This is a genomic window from Euzebyella marina (genome assembly GCF_003687485.1).
GTDB lineage: Bacteria > Bacteroidota > Bacteroidia > Flavobacteriales > Flavobacteriaceae > Euzebyella > Euzebyella marina.
Genome location: NZ_CP032050.1, coordinates 2,152,348 through 2,169,460, shown reverse-complemented (window position 1 = coordinate 2,169,460; position 17,113 = coordinate 2,152,348). Strand labels below are relative to the sequence as shown.

Here is a 17,113-nt window from a genome sequence, read left to right as displayed (position 1 = left end):
TTACTTTGGAATTTGAACCTTAAAACAAGCGCCTTTGCCTTTGTTGTTTATTGCTTCAATATGACCTCGATGTGCAGATACAATTCCATGGACCACACTTAGTCCCAACCCGGAACCCTCGCCCGTGGGTTTAGTCGTAAAGAAAGGTTCAAAAATTTTTTCATGGGCATCTTTATTAATTCCAGATCCTTCATCGCTTACACTTATTAAAATAGACTCCTTATCTTCGTTGACCTCTATCGTGACCAATCCATTTTTTGGCGAAAAATATATGGCGTTCATAATTAAATTAAAAATGATTTGAGTCAACTGTATAATATCGACTTTCACAAAGATTTCATTTTTTTTGGTCGTGAAAAGGCATTTTATTTCTTCTTTTCTAAAGGTCGCATCCAATAGATCAATGGCCCCCTTGATATGTGGTATGATATCAACTTGCTTTTTTTCATGTGGCATTTCACAAGCAAAGAACATTAGCTTTTTAACGACCTCCCTAGTAAAAATCGAATTTTGAATTATCTTATCAATGTCGCCAGTATCCAAATTCAAGTTTTCCAAATCGGACTTCAGCAGCTCTGCAAAGCCAAGAATGTTAGCCAGAGGTGTATTCATCTCGTGGGCAATCCCCGCTGTTATTTCTCCTAATATTGTCAATCGGTCCGCCCTCTCCATTTGCCTCATCAAGGATCGTTCACTTTTTTGAATTTCCAACTTTTCCAAGAGATTACCAACTTTTAAGGCAATGTTATCCAATAATGGTTGTTCTTCCTTCAAGAACTCCTTATCTGGATTCTGTAGGCGAGCTTGCAATTTCCCTTCGATACGATTGAACACTTTGATATTGGAACTGATAGTTTCACCCATCTTTAATATGCCCGTAAAGACCTCCATCTTCGAAGTTCTTATCAAAATCTCTGTTTGTGATGGATAACGAAAGCCATTTTTCACACATTTAGCAATGGCCTGAAGTACTTCGAGCATTTGTTCCTCTGAGGCATTGACTATTATGGAAGAAACCTCATATAGACAAGTCAGTTCCTTTATTCTTTCATTTAAAGCTTCTTCGGTTGGGTTCATTGCTTATGTTTTTGAAATTCGTATTGCCCGCTATACAATACAGATCAGAGTTAAGTGAATGTTTCTGGAAATACAAAATAAAATCCTCTCGGAATCAACGGCCAAGACCTTAAGCTTCAGCTTTCCTATTTTTAGTTGTTGCCAATATGCAATAACCTACCATTGCGGAAAGTCCTGAACCTAATAAAATTCCTATTTTAGCCGAATTAAGATAAAGGGATGATTCAAAAGCCAGATTGGCTATAAAAAAAGCCATGGTAAAACCAATACCTGCCAAAAAGGAGACACCAAAAATTTGGCGTTGACCAATATCCCCTGGCACAACAAGCCATTTTAACTTTTCTGCAATGTATACTACAAGGCTAACCCCAAATCCCTTTCCCAACAAAAGTGCAAGGGTTATATTGATAGCAAGAACATAGTCTATTTCCCCCAAATCTTTAAGGCTTATACCTGCGTTGGCCAACGCAAATATAGGTACTATAAAGTAGGCTACCCATCCGTGTAGGTTATGTTCCAAACTTTGAAGGGGAGACCGAAACTTGACCATAAAATGTTCCATTCTGCCCAATTGATTTAATTGCCCACTTGATAGGACAGGTTTTGACAACACCCTAGCATCTTGTATATCTCTGTAAATTTCTTCAAAGTGGCCCATAAATGCGGGAGTCTTTATTGTTTGGCGCACTGGAACACAGAATGCCATCAAAATTCCTGCCAGCGTTGGATGAACACCGGCCTTTAAAAATAAAAACCAAACTACTATCCCCGAGAAAGTCAACAGAAATTTGGAGTAATAACCTTTATAGGCCAAGAAGTACAAAAGTCCTAAAATCAAAAAGGCGGTCAATAACATAGAAATTTGGATAGTCCCAGTATAAAACAACGCAATCACCATGACAGCCCCAAGATCGTCCACAATGGCAAAAGCGGTCAAGAATATTTTCAGGTTCATCGGAACCTTATTTCCAAGCATGTTCAAGATTGCCAAAGAGAACGCAATATCGGTCGCCATTGGGATACCCCAGGCCAACTCAGTTTCTGAATTTTGGTTGAAGGCCAAAAAAACACAAATCGGTACTAACATACCTCCAATAGCCCCGAACAAAGGAAAAGCAACTTTTCTTACCGAATTTAGTTCCCCGATCAGTACTTCTCTTTTAATTTCCAAGCCTATCAAAAAAAAGAAAATGGCCATGAGTCCATCATTGATCCATAAAAAAAGTGGCTTGGAAAATTCATATGTTTCAGTGATAATGCCCAAGCGAAACTTCCATAAATTAAAATAGCTTGCGGAGAAAGGAGAATTTGCCCAAAAAAGAGCGATAAGGGTAGCTAATATTAATAAAAGTCCACCTAAACTTTCAATTTTAATAAAGTTTTGAAAAGGTGAAAGAATTTTTTTCAACATAGAATTTAGTTGGAAGAAAAGAAATAATTTGCCCACGGACGGTATTGTAACCTGGACTTACCAATTAAAGAATGACTTTGTACAATTTCAAGGCCATTTATCATATATAGGAGTATATTTTCCTAATTTTCTAATTTTCAGTGAAATATAGTTTGCGTTTAAATTTGGAGATGGGTAGTTATTGCCCAAAGGGTAAGAATTACTCTCTGAACATACCATTGGATGTAGTTAGTTAGGAAATCACCGGGAACAGGGTATAGTTGTTTTACTCTAGTTAATTATATTTTTTCACCCGAGGAATTTCCTTTTATGCGTTGAAGTTTCGTTTTGGCCGGTCTAATGGCCCAATGTAATGTTTTAAGAAACCTTCCTTTAGAGGGATAGGTTCTGTTCGGGGTTAAATTATTAAAAAACAATGCAACAACAAACATTATGGATACCCCACTCAATACCGGAAAAAGAACGTACCAATAACCCAGAGAAGTTATTTTTTCTGAACCGATGACTGCAATTAATGCAGTCGCACCCCCAGGTGGGTGTAGGGTTTTTGAAATTTGCATGACCAAGATGGATATGGCCACGGACAAAGCTGCCGCCAACCATAAAATGTCACCTAAAAGAAGAGCTACACTTACACCGACAATTGCACTGAAAATATGTCCTCCCATCAAATTTCTGGGTTGGGCCAACGGGCTATGTATAGCTCCGTAAATCAGCACACCAGTGGCCCCAAAGGAACCGATCAGTAAAACATTATCGCCATGGGACAAATATTGCGATTGGACAAAACCGATGAGCCCAATTCCGCAAAAAGATCCCACAAATGACCAAAAAAGTTCCTTAGGCTCTAACAAAGTTTCTCGGTATACAATGTACCTTCCTATCCGATAACTTCTATTAAATACATTCTTCATACAGGATGGCAAAAATAGAAATCTCAGCCTCAACTCTAAAAAAATTCTATGATGTATCTAAGTATTTCGAAAGGGGTGGTAGATTCCATTTCTCATTTAAATCACCCTAATTAAGTTTATTGAGAGATATATTGATTAATGTTCTTAAGTTTGGGTTGTAGACCATAATCTGTTTTGGCGATAAAAATAGTGGTGAATTGAATTTTTTTATTCGGCAACTTGCTTACTTAAAGTAAATGAGCGAAGCTTTTCTAAATACAATATTCCTAAAATAGGCTGGTAATCTTCTCCATATTTTTTAATAGATTCCAAATTAGATGGAAATATTTCATTCTTCGCTCCATTTTCTCCAGAGGGATATGGTTAATAACGGTTTACTTTTTTTTATCCAAATCGATTTTATCATCTTTTAATGATTTCACAAAAGCAGAAAATAAAATGGTATTGATAATCCATTTTTTGAACTTTCCACTAAGTTACGATTTCTAAATAATCAATTGTAGAAAATGGGGAAGGCTACATTTTTAGGGAGGGCTACAGCAGGAATGGGGCATAGTGACGTTGCCATCGTTTTATTGAACTTTAATTTAATTACCCCTATTTAAAACACTTATCACCAAACGTTTTACCGTTTCCATTTCTTCGGGCTTACTGGAAGCAATGAATAGAGTTAAACTTGCCAAGGTTATCATTACTGATAATTACTTTGCCATTTTGAGAAACAAGCATACTGTTAGCGCTTAGGAATTTAAGAAAACATGCCGCTGCTATTCGCTTATTACCATCAACAAAGGAATGGTTTTTAGTAATCAGGTATAGCAAAGTGGCAGCTTTTTCTTCTATGGTTGGATAAAAATCCTCAATTCCGAAACCTTTTGTAATCTGTGCGATGGAGCTCTGAAAGTTTTTGTCCTTTTCCTTTCCAAAAACTTCAGAATCAAATTTAGTTGACATCTGTTGTATAAGTACTTGGTATTCCTCTATGCTAGGAAATATGGCTTCTTTTTTAGTTAGGCCTTTCTTGTCCAAGCTCTCGTGATCGTAGTCATCCAATAGTTCCAAACCCTGGGAAAACAGTTTCAGCCATTCATTACTTTCATGGTTTGACTTTTCTTCCATTGCCCTGCCCAATATCGAAATACCGTTTCTAAGTATTTGTATTTCCTCTTCCTTTTGGGCTAACCTGTTTTCATTGACAACATAACCCTTGACTAGATATTCTTTTAGCGTACGGGTAGCCCATATTCTAAATTGGGTTCCCTGTTTCGAATTTACTCGGTAGCCAACTGAAATTATTGCGTCTAAATTGTAGAATAAAACTTTACGTTTTACATGTCTATTACCTTCTTTCTGAACTACCGAGTATTTCTCGGTAGTTGCTTTTTTATCCAATTCCTTGGTGGTAAAGATATTTTTCAAATGTAGGCCAATGGTATCGGTATCTTTATCAAACAACTCCGCCATTTGTTTTTGATTTAACCAAATGGTGTCATTATCCAACCGAATTTCTATGCTTGGTTTATCATCGTATAAAATAATCTCCCCCCTATTCATCCTGTTTTAGGCTAAAGGTAAGAATCAAAAAAAGAACAAATTAACAATGCATTGCGATTAATGACCCTTTTAAGGATATTAAAATCACATTCTCTAAGCATTTAATCATTAATAATATTGTTCCTCATTAGGATTTTTACGTGACTACTTCCTTGGTTGGTTACTTAGTCGCTGACTTGTTCGGTTACTTGTTCGCTACTTGTTCGGTTTGTATTCTTGAGAATCGTTTTTTGAACTTTCTCAAAATTAGGAAGGCAGATGTAATAAATGTAAGACATCGAATAAAGCTACAATGTCTTAAAAATCAGTAAATACTATTATCAAATACAATTAGTTCTGATCCTAAATCCCGGTCTATGCTTAAGCTATCAACAACTGTATAAGATATTGAACCTTTCCTTCGTAATCTATTCGAAAACGAAAGTTCATCAAGAATTTTTAGCATGATGTCATAATTCTTTATCTCATTTCCATCTATCTGGTTGTTGGCCACGTAAAAATTTAATTTATCGATTAATTCTTGCTTTCTTTTTTCAAAATAAGATCTCTATATAAAAAGATCGTATGCCCTCTAAAGAGAAAAACCCTCCAAAAAGATGTCCGTTCAAAAATCATTTTATGAAATGGATTGTGGATTAAAGATTATCAATGGATGTATAATCGAATTTCTGTCCTCCTACGGAAACATCCGCCATCAACCCTTTCTTAGGTTTTGCAAAAACAATTACGCCGTCATCATAATTGGCATCTATCGAAGCCCCTTCGTGAAGTGCTACAGCTTTTGCTTCAGCGGAGAGCTCCAGCTCACCTTGCTTAAACTCGTTCAAAGCCTCCTCGGTCTCAAAAAAGATTACTTGGGTAATCGCTTGTCCTCCCGCTTGAAGTCCTACATCGACTTTCTTTAGGTCGGCCATTCCAACCACTTCACCGTTCTCATATACTACCCCATTGCCGGACGCTCCGCCGATAATCAAGCCACCTTCTCCAACATTGGGAAAAATTGCATATCCTGTTGAATTTTCAAAGTAACCATCTAGTTTATCATTATCGGTTTGCAGTATCACCTTAGCTTTTTCGGCATCTGCCATGACTTCTTGGTCTACCTTTTCTTGAGCATTCGTTGTGACGGTTAAAAACAGCGTAAAAGATAGGATGCACATATCTCTAAAATTTTTCATGGTATAAAATTTATATTATTAATAGATTAAATTTGGCTGCCATTTCTTAGCTGCCAAATGACTAAAGGCAAGTAAATAAAATCTGAATGTAAAAATTGTTTGGATTACAGGTTTTCTTTGCTCTATCACTGATACAACTAAACAACCATCGGCTAGAAGTTACCATTCTAGCCAGCATTGATTATCAGTTTTATGGCTGTTGTACGGGACTGGATTCTTATCAATATGTATTGGACGTATCCGTAGGATATTATTGATAGACTAATCTCACTTTTGAGTTGTGTTTTAATCGATTGGTATTATACCAGAAGGTGAATATGGAGAATGTACAAGAATTGCTAAATCTATAGGCAGTTTTTTTTCAAATCTGAGTGTACACCTTTTTATCCTTCTAATAAGGCCCTAAGATTACGCTCAAGAAGGATATCCAACAGTCAATTCTACCTATATAAATGGCCAATCATTAATAAGACGGGTGCCATAAATTGGCATTTACCAATCAGCTCAATTTCTTGATGAATTCAGCAATCTTAATCATTCTGTATCAAGTAATTTGCTCACATAGAACATGGGTATGGCGAAAAATAAACTTAGTAGATCCTTGAATTTTTATGACATTTTAATGTTCGGTGTTGGGGGGATTGTAGGTGCCGGAATATATGCAATCATTGGTCAGGCAGCAGGATTAAGTGGAAATATGCTCTGGTTAAGTTTTACCATTGCGGCAATTGTAGCATTGCTCACCGCCTTATCCTATGCAGAATTTGTAAGTCGTTTTCCCGATGCCGGAGGCAGCTTTGAATACATTAAACACGGTATAGGGGAAAAAACAGCCTTGGTCATGTCCATTTTTATGGCCTTCACCGGAATTATTGCACCCGCGGCCATCGCAATTAGTTTTGCTGAATACTTGAACAGACTCGTTGAAATTCCGCATTGGATCGCCATCATTGGGATTATAATACTCATGTCAATGTTCAATATTTTGGGTTCAAAGCAAAGCTCTTATTATAATACTATTGCCACGATAGTCACACTTTTAGGATTGGGGACAGTGGTCATATTCACTATACCGGACTGGAGCACCTTAGAACTTTTTAAGATGGGAGAAAGCGGTATAACGGGAGTCTTATCGGGGTCCGCACTCATATTTTTTAGCTATGTTGGTTTTGAAGATTTAGTAAAAATGGCCGAGGAAACAAAAAACCCAAAAAAGAATATGCCCAGAGGAGTTTTGATGAGCGGAATTATAGTACTCATCATATATGTCGCAATTGCCATTAGTAGCCTTAGCACCTTTAGTGCCATAGAATTGAGTGAAAAAGAGGGACCACTCGCTGCGGTCATAGAATCTCAATGGGGACAGATTGGTGGTATTATTTTAGTAGTTGTGGCACTATTTGCTACCAGTAAAACCATACTGAGCAATATTCTAGGTACCTCGCGACTTCTCTATGATGTCGCCCGCGACAGTGAAATCAAATGGTTAAAAAAGTTTACCACCTTGGAAGGCTTCGGGCAAAACACTCCTAATTACGCTATTGCCGCAATTGCGCTGACCACCATTGCTTTTGGGCTTATTGGTGATTTAAAAATAGTCGCATCGATCAGCAACATTTTCGTCTTTTCAGTTTTCGGGATGGTCAATATCTCTATGGTGAGATATAGAATGAAATATAAAGAGCAATCTGAGAAAGATATCTTTAAAATTCCATTGAATTATAACAATATCCCGATTCCAACCTTATTGGCCATAGCCAGTATTTTGGTTCTTTTCGGTTTCAATATTTATAATCTTTATCAAGGTAATACATAAATTAAATCCCGTAAGTTCCGTTACGGGTCAAATCTTGTTGTCCAGAAGACCAAAGGCGATATTGACCAGTACAACCGCTACAGTAAAAAAGATTAGATTCGTAACCATATAGAATGCCGCTATACAACCGGCAGCTGCACTACACCAAACGGTAGCGGCCGTAGTTAGACCTTTTACCGTATTTTTCCTTTTAAGGATAACGCCAGCACCTAAAAAGCCGATACCCGTTACTACCTGACCTAACACCCTTGTTACATCGATAAAATCCTTGCCCGTAAATTCAAGTGATAGAATTACAAATGCGCAGGCGCCCGCAGATACCAACGTATTCGTTTTAAGTCCGGCGTCTTTGCCTTTATATTCCCGTTCCATACCGATTAATAGCCCTGACAGAACGGAAAGTATTATTCTGAAAAGAAAAGCTGTATCAATAGACCAATCCGGTTCCATCAAGCGTGTTCCTAGAAATAGTGTATTTAATTCGATAAATATGGTCATGTCGCTAACAATAAGTTCTTATTAAATATTTAGTTTTTATGAGTCAAACACCAAGGCCACGCTATACCATCGAAATTGTTCGTTGGAAGCCAGCGGTTGACCAAGGGAATCTAAAAATATAATTAGGTTCATATAAATCTACGGTGCACGCTGATATGTATGGTTTTAATCGCTTTTTAAATAGAAAAAAAGGAACTGAAGAATTCAGTTCCTTTTTGATCGCATCAAGCTCTTCCTTGAAATAAAAGAAATGTACTTGACTCTAGTGGGACGTTGACATCTTAGCTTTTCTGACTATCGACCACAAAGGATATTTTTGCATTGACGCCGTAAGAGGCTATTGCATCGTTCTCAACTTTGGCATTCATCTCTTTAATATACACCGACTGGATATTCTTTACACTTTTCGCAGCTTCTTTGACCGCATTGGCAGCCGCATCATCAAAGGATTTTTCAGATGTCGCTAATACTTCGATTACTTTTACTATTTCCATTTGAAAATTAATTTTAAATTTAACATTTGGTCGCATCTCCGCAACCCTTATACTCTCAAATTTCAATAAAAATATTTGCGATGATCAACGTAAAACAGTGAATAATTATCTTTATTCCTTTCATTGACCATGCTCCTAAGTGCAACATAAGTATTTGGAAGCTTCCGCTTGTCAGAACTGCTCAGTTATTAAAAAATTCATGAAAAATAATGGGATTTACATCGTAACCGATTATTGTGTACCAAAAATGGATGAGATAGTCAAGGACTATCTGATCGTAAGGGGAGTACTGGATAGACCCATTCATAAAGAACCTCTATTGAACATGTTGTCCAAAGGGACCGGCGGAACACATTCCGTTCGGGTTTAATTTATGGTCGGACACGGGCCATTCCTACAACTTGGCCTTTGTTCCGTCCTGTCCTATTCTAACCGATCGTTCGATCGAACCGATTTTAATATATAATCCGGTATCATCTCATTGGGGGGCGTACTCTTTCCATATAGTTCATAGGAATTGTAATTACCTCCCCTGAATACGGTAACCATGTCCAATTCGGGCCATATATGATTTTCTGTCCTCCATTTCCTGAAGCCATATACGAATTGTACTGTTTTCCATCGACCACAAAATACTTGTGTTCCCACAAATAGCCATAATCCCCTTGTTCCATATCAAAGGTTTTGTCTATCCATGTTTCGGAATGATCTGCTTACCATTCCAACTACCTCCATCCTTGTACATTTTTGCCATCTTTATCAAATCTCTTGGGGTGATATACATTTGGCAAAATGTCGTACCGCTTGGAGGGTTAGGCTCAAAAGTCCATTTATAATCGGTTATTCCCATAGGACCAAAGAAATATTTCCTCGCAAAGTCCTCAATTTTTTCATGGGTCGCGATTTCCACCAGACGCCCCAATGTAAGTGCACAGCCCGAGCAATATGAGGAATGATCTCCGGACTTTGCCACCATGGGCAGATCGATGGTATGTTTTACCCAATCCTCACTTTCCATCATTGCCTTCTCGTTCCCCTTGCTTTCCGGGTCGTTGTTGGCACAGTCCATTCCATGCCGATAGGTCAAGAAATCTTCTATCGTAATTTCTTTCTTTCATCCATGTTTTGAAGATTTTGGTATTCTTTGGCAAAAAACGGTATTAGCTTCTCCTTTTCGTCCTTGATAAACCCTTTATCGATCGCTATCCCAAGTATTCCCTCGATCAATGGCTTGCTGGAGGACCTCAATTGGTGCGGAGTATCGGCATCATAGTCATAAAAGTATTCTTCAAAAATCAATTTATCGTTCTTTAGGACAAGGATGTTATGTACTTCAGGGAATTTGCCCTTTATGGTTTCCTTGACCATTTTAATGATCGGTTCCGTGTCCCTGATTTCCTCAATGAGGTCACCCGTCGCCAAGCCATCGTTTTTCTGTTCCGGCATTACGTAAGTGTAACTCTCCGGATTATGAAATAGGTCTCTTCGCGGGAACATTTCGACTTTCTTGAATTCTCTACTTAGAAGTTTGAAATTTCTACCTCCCGTTCTATAATTGACCACTCGGCCATCTTTACCCCTCCCAAAAACCACGGATTGGTTGCGGATGTTTACAAAACTATCTTCCTCGATTTGTCTCAGAGGGTATTTGGCATTGTCCAATATAGCATAGAGGTCGTATCAAATTCGGAAGCAACAAGATCCAAGGTCGTGTCCCCGATGTATTCGTAATGCCCTTCGAACTCCGTTAGTTCCCGATATTCGTTTTTTTCTTTTTGCGTTGAACACATGATGCGATCAATGCAATTAAAAGGACTCTTTTCATCAGTTAAATATTATATAAGGACGAACAATCGATCCGGACGTGACAATTTTATTTGGACAACAATCGATTTTACCCGACTATGTGGTGTTGGCTACGTTAATATAAAATGGATTTTTTTCTTATTCCATTTCAGCTTTCAGATAACGGTTGCGTATGAATCATATTATCTATACATCCTTAATGCGCGGAACTAAGTTAAGATAATTTGAAAGTGCCAAATTCAGTGATCCTTGCCGATCTTTTAAATGAAAAAATTAACCGTCTCTCCGCTATCGATTAAAAAAACTTGAAACTGCAAATTTTAAATATTCTGAAAATTCCCATCATTGATTGCAGATATCAGGGATATACCTCGTGAAAGTCAGGTTTAAACAATTTGCTTCGACAGATTTCTTTAATCAAATATAAAGTACTCTATGCCAAGCGGTACAATACGTTTTAGGAAACACAAGCTTATGAGGCTAAGATTTTTACGAATAACGTCAACTTCTACTTACATAAACCCTTAAATTTAGCTGTGGAAAGTATGCTCCTAATAGTAGTTATTGTAAACCTTCTTTCAACTCTACCTGCAAAAATTTCAACTCTACCTGCAAAAATATTGTCAAGCCATGAACGAAAAAATTAAGAAGAATTCCTTTTTAACAAACCAGATTCAGGTGTCACTTAAAATAAATGCTAAAAATCGCTCCCTTACGCTAGATTCCAGAACTAGTTTGTTGGACGCCTTGCGAGAACATTTAGAACTCAATGGCACCAAAAAAGGCTGTGACCACGGACAATGCGGTGCCTGTACAGTCATCATGAATGGTAAGCGACAGTTGTCCTGCCTCACTTTGGCAGCAACTTGCGAGGGAGCAAATGTACTCACCATAGAAGGGTTGGCGAAAAAAGATAAAATGCATCCCATGCAGGGGGCTTTCGTAAAGCACGATGGATTCCAATGTGGCTATTGTACGCCTGGTCAGATTTGTTCCGCTGTGGCCTTGCTACAAGAGGCCAAAGACGGTGATGCTAGCTACGTGACAGCGGATGTGAGAAATATTAGCAAAGAGTTGAAGCTTTCGGAAGAAGAGATAAGAGAACGCCTTTCTGGCAATATATGCCGTTGTGGGGCCTACAATAATATCGTACAAGCATTTAAGGAGGTGCACTCTGCTGATGATGAGATGCCAACTTGGAAATTTGCGACCAAAATGCAAATGAAAAGTGCTAAAAGAAAATAACAGCTACCCTATTGCAGGTACCACGACTGCATTTTTAAATGAAAAAATATGAGACCATTTACCTATACAGGAACAACGAACAGGAATGAGGCCCTAAAAGCATTTACAACAACTTCTCACTATCTGTCCGGTGGTACCAATTTGGTGGATTTAATGAAGGAGCACGTAGAGCAACCGGACCAATTGATTTATGTCAAAAATTTGCAATACAACGGCATCAGCAAAAATAAGGATGGTAGTTATACTATAGGTGCGATGCGAAGCAATGCAGATACTGCCAATCACAAAGACATTCGGTTATATTATCCACTTTTATCAATGGCAATGCTTTCTGCAGCAACCGCACAAATAAGGAATATGGCTACCAACGGTGGAAACTTATTGCAACGAACACGGTGTCCCTATTTTTTTGAAACATCCATGCCCTGCAACAAGCGCGAGCCAGAATCTGGTTGTGGTGCGCTAAACGGGGTGAATGATCAACACGCAATCTTCGGATATAGTGATAACTGTATTGCCACCCATCCATCGGACATGTGTGTGGCACTTGCGGCAATTGGAGCAACGGTAGAGGTACAAAAAGTAGATGGAGGTTCTAGAAAAATCGATTTGGAAGATTTTCATCGCTTACCCGGAGATAAGCCAGAAAAAGATTCCAATCTGGAACCAGGGGAACTGATTACACATATTCACTTGGCCAAACCCGAACTATCGAATCACTATGCCTACGTTAAAATTAGGGAACGTTCAAGTTATGCCTTCGCTTTGGTATCAGTTGCGGCAGGTTTTCAAATCGAGGATGAAAAAATTTCAAAAATTGGATTGGCAATGGGTGGCGTCGCCCATAAACCTTGGAAACTCATCGAAGCGGAAGAGTTTCTATTAGGTAAAAAACCAATTGAAAGCAATTTCGGAAAAGCGGCAGAACTTGCTATGAAAGATGCCAAGCCGTTCGAGGGTAATAGATACAAAGTTCCAATGGGAAAGAACGCCATTGTTAGAGCGCTTATGCAAGCGAATAACATAGGAGAGTAATTGCCAATGACACATGTCAAATCATTAGTATGAAAACAAAGAATGCAACGGGCGTCGGAAACGCCATAGATAGAGTCGAAGGTCATTTAAAAGTAACAGGAGAAGCAACGTATGCTTCGGAATTTAAAGTTGAAAACAAAGCATATGGCCAAGGCATAAATAGCACGATTGCCAAGGGAGAAATTATCGGTATCGATACCTCGGAAGCGGAAAAATTAAAAGGTGTTCTCAAAATCATAACCTACAAGAATGCTGAGAAATTAAAGACTTTTGATAAAGAACGGCCTGTATTGGCAACGGACAGCATTGCTCCCGTGTTACAAAGCAATAAAGTGCATTACTATGGGGAATACGTAGGATTCGTTGTGGCGGAAACTTTCGAGCAAGCACAATATGCGGCTTCCTTGGTCAAACTCAAATATAAGGAAGATGCTACGGCGCGATTCATATTAGGTCAGAACAAAGATAAAGCGTACAATCCCTCAGAAGAGTCCGATCATAAACGAGGCAATCTTAAGAAAGGATTTTCCGAGGCGGATGCGATAATAGAACAGACCTATAATACTCCTATCGAGCACCAACATCCAATGGAGCTGCATGCCACTATCTCCAGTTGGAACAATGGTAAAGTACTGGTATATGCAAGTCAGCAAATCGTGGAGGATGCAGTCATATCAATTTCAGGAACATTTCAAATTCCAAAAAAAGATGTGCGAGTTGTGGCCAAGTATGTGGGTGGCGGATTCGGTTCCAAACTGAATGTTGAACGGCACCTAATTATGGCCGTGATGGCATCAAAGATGGTTGGTAGGCCTGTTCAGGCTACGGTAACGCGCTCACAAATGTTCACCAACACAGGTTTGCGCCAATCGAATATACAAGTGGTTAAGCTCGGCGCTAAGAAGACAGGTGAACTTACGGGGTTACTACACGAAACTTTGGCATATACCTCTACTACACAGGAGTTTCAAGAACCTTGCGGTTCCATGTCAAAGATGATGTATAATGTTGCCAATGCTGCCGTCTCCGAGCGGTTGGTTCCTCTTAATTTGCAACAACCTTTTTCCATGCGGGCGCCCGGGGAAGCAACGGGAAGTTTTGCTTTGGAATGCGCCATGGATGAATTGGCGTGGAAACTGAAGATAGATCCCGTACAATTTCGTATAAAAAATGATACACAGGAGGATTTAAGCCAAGAGAAGCCATTCTCCTCCCGATTGCTGGTTGAATGCCTGACTATCGGTGCGGATGAATTCGGATGGAACAAACGTCAACAGAAACCAAGGGCGAATAAAAAAGGGAATTGGCTTATTGGATATGGGGTCAGTGCAGCGGCACGGGCGGCACCTTTTAATGAAACCCACGCCAAAGTATTATTGAACTTAACGAATGATACCGTTACCGCCACGCTACAAATGGATGCAACGGATATCGGCACGGGTAGCTACACTATTCTGGCACAAACGGTATCCGACTGTTTTAACGTTCCTTTGGAACAGGTAGTAGTAGAACTGGGCGATTCTGATTTTCCCATAACTCCAGGTTCAGGAGGTTCATGGGGTGCGGCATCCTATTGCAATGGTGCCAAATCTGCCTGTGACAACGCGATCGCGGGACTTAAAAAGAATCGGAATGTGCCCAAAGATGAAGACGTCTCAATAGCCGAATTGTTAAAGATGAATCAAATAACTTCATACGAATCGCAAAGCTTGGCAAAACCAGATTCCGAATTTGAAAAGCATTCCATTTTCTCATTTGGTGCTAATTTCACTGAGGTTTGGGTCGATAAGGATACTGCCATGTATAAGATTAAAAGGATGGTAAATGTGGGCTCTGCAGGTAAAATATTAAACCCAAAAACGGCTTATGGTCAAGTTATTGGCGGGCTTACTATGGGTGCTGGCATGGTCATCGCCGAGCAGACCAAGGTAGAGCCTAATTTCGGAAATTTCATAACGCGCTCCTTTGCGGATTATCATGTTCCGGTCAACTTGGACATGGCAAACGTTGATGTTATCTTCCTCCCCGAAGAGGATAAGATTGCCAACCAAATGGGCATAAAAGGTATTGGCGAACTAGGTATTACCTCCGTAGCGGCCTCCATTGCCAATGCCATATTCAATGCCACGGGAAAACGTATGCGCGACTTACCGATTACACCGGAGAAATTACTGATGGCTGAAGTCGAGGATGGGGTGACGGTCTAGGTGGTACTGCGATAGTTATCATATAACAACTATTTCTATTGAAAGCTTATGAAAATCTCTTCTCCAAAGAGTTGATATAAAATGGTCAATGCAGGAACTTCTTAGGACTGCTCTCCAAAACCAACAATTACTCTATTAAATCATCTTCATCCAAATACTGCGCCAACCATTTTTGTCGGAATAGCTGTAGCCTTAAAATCTAACATTTCCATTTTTTACAAAATTCCTTAAAAGTCAAGTAGACATCATGAAATAGCTTTTTAAATATCATGGCTAAGATTTTTGCAACTTCAATCATAATTCGAAAATTTTATCAGTAACAGCGCATAATCAACAAAACTGCTGTGCTTTCCATTGTGTCCTGCCTCCTCCCATTCGACAAAAACCCTAATTCCAAAAGGGCACTTGGGCGTTGGGTAGTTTCCCGGAGTACTTGAAAACTGGCATATTTAACACCAATTGTGAATTGCTCAGCCAAAAATATTCAGATAGGGCATCGTCCTGCTTTATAAAGTCTTCAATACCTTGAGCTGCTTTCCGAACAGCTTGATTGCAATGAATGGTGACAAACACATCGGCTCTTAGGGCCTTAGCAAGTTTGGTTGGATCACCCAAGGAAATAAGCGTGTCCGAGTATGGATAGAGATATATTTCCAATGAATCACTGAACAGTTCTCGGTTAAGCCGAACAACTTCCTTGGCAATATTTATAACCACGTCTTTTTTCTTTAGTCCTTTAATGCTAATCGCACCAGTATCAAAACCTCCATGTCCGGGATCTATGTTAACAATGGGTTTTTGATTTCTCTCCTGTCCAAACATGGACTGTAAACCAGAAAACAGTATCCAAACCAATACCTAATAAAAATTGTACTTCATTTGCTGAAAATCTTAAATGCGTGTTACACAATTTTCATCGATTTGAGGGATTGATTTAAAATCCTAGAAATTGTAACGTTCCCGACTGTGAATTTTTAGCCGATTTTATGCATTCCTTCCTTTTTATTTCAAATTCGTCAACACAATATATCAACCGCCCTCTTCGGGCACTAAAACGAATAGTGATGAAAAGAATAAACAAAGTACTCTGGTTGTTGCTGTTGGCAACGGCCCCTACTTATGCCCAAATTGATGGTAGTTTCTACTTCATACCCGATTTGTGTCAAACATTTCTTGAGGTACAATAGAACAATTCATTGGTCATCGCTTTTTAGAACTTTTCTCTAAGTTATAATTTCTGAATAATCAATTGTAGAAAATGGAGAAGGCTACAGTTTCAATTTTAGACTTATATTAATAGTATGGAAGAAAGGGAGTTTAAAAAAATAGCTGGCAATTTTTTAGCTGACAAAGGATTTGAGAAAAAACGTAATTTCTTTTATAAAAGGGATAACAATTTAGTTTACGTAATAGGCCTACAGAAATCAAAATACACAAATAGCTTTTATCTGAATGTCGGATATTTAATCAAGGAGCTTCACCCAAACGATGAATATCCAAAAGATGTGGATGGAGATGTTAGGACAAGATTTAGTTGGATACTTCCGTTTAGCAAAAAAGAAACAGACATTTTTGAATTAGAAGGTTTATCAGCGGATCAATCTAATATTATAGAAGAATTTGTATCCAACAATGTTGAACGGCTAATCGACTCGGTACAGTACAATGGGTTAGGATGGTTGTTAGAAAAAAATCCTACATTGCTTTATCAAACAACATTAAAAGCAAAAGAGTATTTACAATTAGAATAAAGAATTTAAGCCCGGCAGCGTTCGGGCTTTTTTTGTGTACCATTTTAGGTTACAAAAGTGCATTAGGGTGCACAGAAAAAAGTTGAGAAAATTTACAGAACAGCTACATTTTTTTGGAATCCTTTTT

Annotated in this window: 18 protein-coding genes; 7 read left to right on the top strand and 11 right to left on the bottom strand. The window is 38.7% G+C overall.

Features of this window, described 5'->3' with window-relative positions:
- The 5 genes from D1013_RS09100 to D1013_RS09075 all read right to left on the bottom strand — a co-directional run bounded on the left by D1013_RS09100 (position 1) and on the right by D1013_RS09075 (position 6,134).
- A complete protein-coding gene (locus tag D1013_RS09100; protein WP_121848521.1) occupies positions 1-1,077 on the bottom strand; it encodes a sensor histidine kinase in 1,077 nt (358 codons plus the stop codon).
- A 109-nt stretch (positions 1,078-1,186) separates the two neighbouring features.
- Complete coding sequence (nhaA, locus tag D1013_RS09095) at positions 1,187-2,488, bottom strand: Na+/H+ antiporter NhaA (protein ID WP_121848520.1); 1,302 nt, start codon at positions 2,486-2,488, stop codon at positions 1,187-1,189.
- Positions 2,489-2,766: 278 nt separating this feature from the next.
- Complete coding sequence (locus tag D1013_RS09090; RefSeq protein ID WP_121848519.1) at positions 2,767-3,402, bottom strand: HPP family protein; 636 nt, start codon at positions 3,400-3,402, stop codon at positions 2,767-2,769.
- A gap of 648 nt (positions 3,403-4,050) precedes the next feature.
- Positions 4,051-4,866: a virulence RhuM family protein/type II toxin-antitoxin system death-on-curing family toxin gene (rhuM, locus tag D1013_RS09085; protein ID WP_225621576.1), complete on the bottom strand. Its 816-nt coding sequence runs from the start codon at positions 4,864-4,866 to the stop codon at positions 4,051-4,053.
- Between the two features lie 725 nt (positions 4,867-5,591).
- Positions 5,592-6,134 carry a lipid-binding SYLF domain-containing protein gene (locus tag D1013_RS09075; RefSeq protein ID WP_121848517.1) on the bottom strand — a complete coding sequence of 181 codons (543 nt, stop codon included), beginning with the start codon at positions 6,132-6,134 and terminating at the stop codon, positions 5,592-5,594.
- Between the two features lie 574 nt (positions 6,135-6,708).
- Here D1013_RS09075 and D1013_RS09070 point away from each other — a divergent pair.
- The gene (locus D1013_RS09070) at positions 6,709-7,950 is read left to right on the top strand and encodes an APC family permease (protein WP_162987862.1); all 1,242 of its coding nucleotides are present in this window, start codon (positions 6,709-6,711) and stop codon (positions 7,948-7,950) included.
- A 27-nt stretch (positions 7,951-7,977) separates the two neighbouring features.
- Here D1013_RS09070 and D1013_RS09065 read toward each other — a convergent pair whose 3' ends face one another.
- Entirely contained in the window at positions 7,978-8,448 is a 471-nt protein-coding gene (locus D1013_RS09065) for an MgtC/SapB family protein (RefSeq protein WP_317125500.1), read from the bottom strand.
- 281 nt (positions 8,449-8,729) lie between these two features.
- Positions 8,730-8,942, bottom strand: a complete 213-nt coding sequence (locus D1013_RS09060) for a dodecin family protein (RefSeq protein ID WP_121850672.1) — start codon at positions 8,940-8,942, stop codon at positions 8,730-8,732.
- Positions 8,943-9,141: 199 nt separating this feature from the next.
- On the opposite strand from D1013_RS09060, the gene D1013_RS20350 reads away from it, so the two are divergent.
- Positions 9,142-9,312 (top strand): hypothetical protein, encoded by a 171-nt coding sequence (locus tag D1013_RS20350; RefSeq protein ID WP_162987861.1) that lies wholly within the window; start codon positions 9,142-9,144, stop codon positions 9,310-9,312.
- Between the two features lie 103 nt (positions 9,313-9,415).
- Here the strand turns inward: D1013_RS20350 and D1013_RS20545 are convergent, their stop codons facing one another.
- The 3 genes from D1013_RS20545 to D1013_RS20535 are packed head-to-tail and all read right to left on the bottom strand — an operon-like array spanning position 9,416 to position 10,604.
- Positions 9,416-9,616 (bottom strand): hypothetical protein, encoded by a 201-nt coding sequence (locus D1013_RS20545; protein WP_225621577.1) that lies wholly within the window; start codon positions 9,614-9,616, stop codon positions 9,416-9,418.
- Positions 9,617-9,630: 14 nt separating this feature from the next.
- Positions 9,631-10,011 carry a serine hydrolase domain-containing protein gene (locus tag D1013_RS20540; protein WP_240467938.1) on the bottom strand — a complete coding sequence of 127 codons (381 nt, stop codon included), beginning with the start codon at positions 10,009-10,011 and terminating at the stop codon, positions 9,631-9,633.
- 26 nt (positions 10,012-10,037) lie between these two features.
- Positions 10,038-10,604, bottom strand: a complete 567-nt coding sequence (locus D1013_RS20535; RefSeq protein WP_225621579.1) for a hypothetical protein — start codon at positions 10,602-10,604, stop codon at positions 10,038-10,040.
- Positions 10,605-11,426: 822 nt separating this feature from the next.
- Here D1013_RS20535 and D1013_RS09050 point away from each other — a divergent pair.
- From D1013_RS09050 to D1013_RS09040, 3 genes are read left to right on the top strand one after another with little or no spacing between them, the layout of a single operon-like run.
- Positions 11,427-11,993, top strand: a complete 567-nt coding sequence (locus D1013_RS09050; RefSeq protein WP_240467937.1) for a 2Fe-2S iron-sulfur cluster-binding protein — start codon at positions 11,427-11,429, stop codon at positions 11,991-11,993.
- Positions 11,994-12,041: 48 nt separating this feature from the next.
- On the top strand, positions 12,042-13,028 hold the full coding sequence (locus tag D1013_RS09045; protein WP_121848514.1) for an FAD binding domain-containing protein: 987 nt from the start codon (positions 12,042-12,044) through the stop codon (positions 13,026-13,028).
- Between the two features lie 29 nt (positions 13,029-13,057).
- Entirely contained in the window at positions 13,058-15,235 is a 2,178-nt protein-coding gene (locus tag D1013_RS09040; RefSeq protein WP_121848513.1) for a xanthine dehydrogenase family protein molybdopterin-binding subunit, read from the top strand.
- 387 nt (positions 15,236-15,622) lie between these two features.
- On the opposite strand, the gene D1013_RS09030 is transcribed toward D1013_RS09040, so the two are convergent.
- Positions 15,623-16,057 carry an N-acetylmuramoyl-L-alanine amidase family protein gene (locus tag D1013_RS09030; RefSeq protein WP_121848511.1) on the bottom strand — a complete coding sequence of 145 codons (435 nt, stop codon included), beginning with the start codon at positions 16,055-16,057 and terminating at the stop codon, positions 15,623-15,625.
- Positions 16,058-16,299: 242 nt separating this feature from the next.
- On the opposite strand from D1013_RS09030, the gene D1013_RS20585 reads away from it, so the two are divergent.
- Together D1013_RS20585 and D1013_RS09025 are read left to right on the top strand one after the other, a co-directional pair.
- Positions 16,300-16,422 carry a hypothetical protein gene (locus D1013_RS20585; protein WP_262689298.1) on the top strand — a complete coding sequence of 41 codons (123 nt, stop codon included), beginning with the start codon at positions 16,300-16,302 and terminating at the stop codon, positions 16,420-16,422.
- A 114-nt stretch (positions 16,423-16,536) separates the two neighbouring features.
- The gene (locus D1013_RS09025; RefSeq protein WP_121848510.1) at positions 16,537-16,986 is read left to right on the top strand and encodes a DUF4304 domain-containing protein; all 450 of its coding nucleotides are present in this window, start codon (positions 16,537-16,539) and stop codon (positions 16,984-16,986) included.
- The last annotated feature ends 127 nt before the right edge of the window (positions 16,987-17,113 follow it).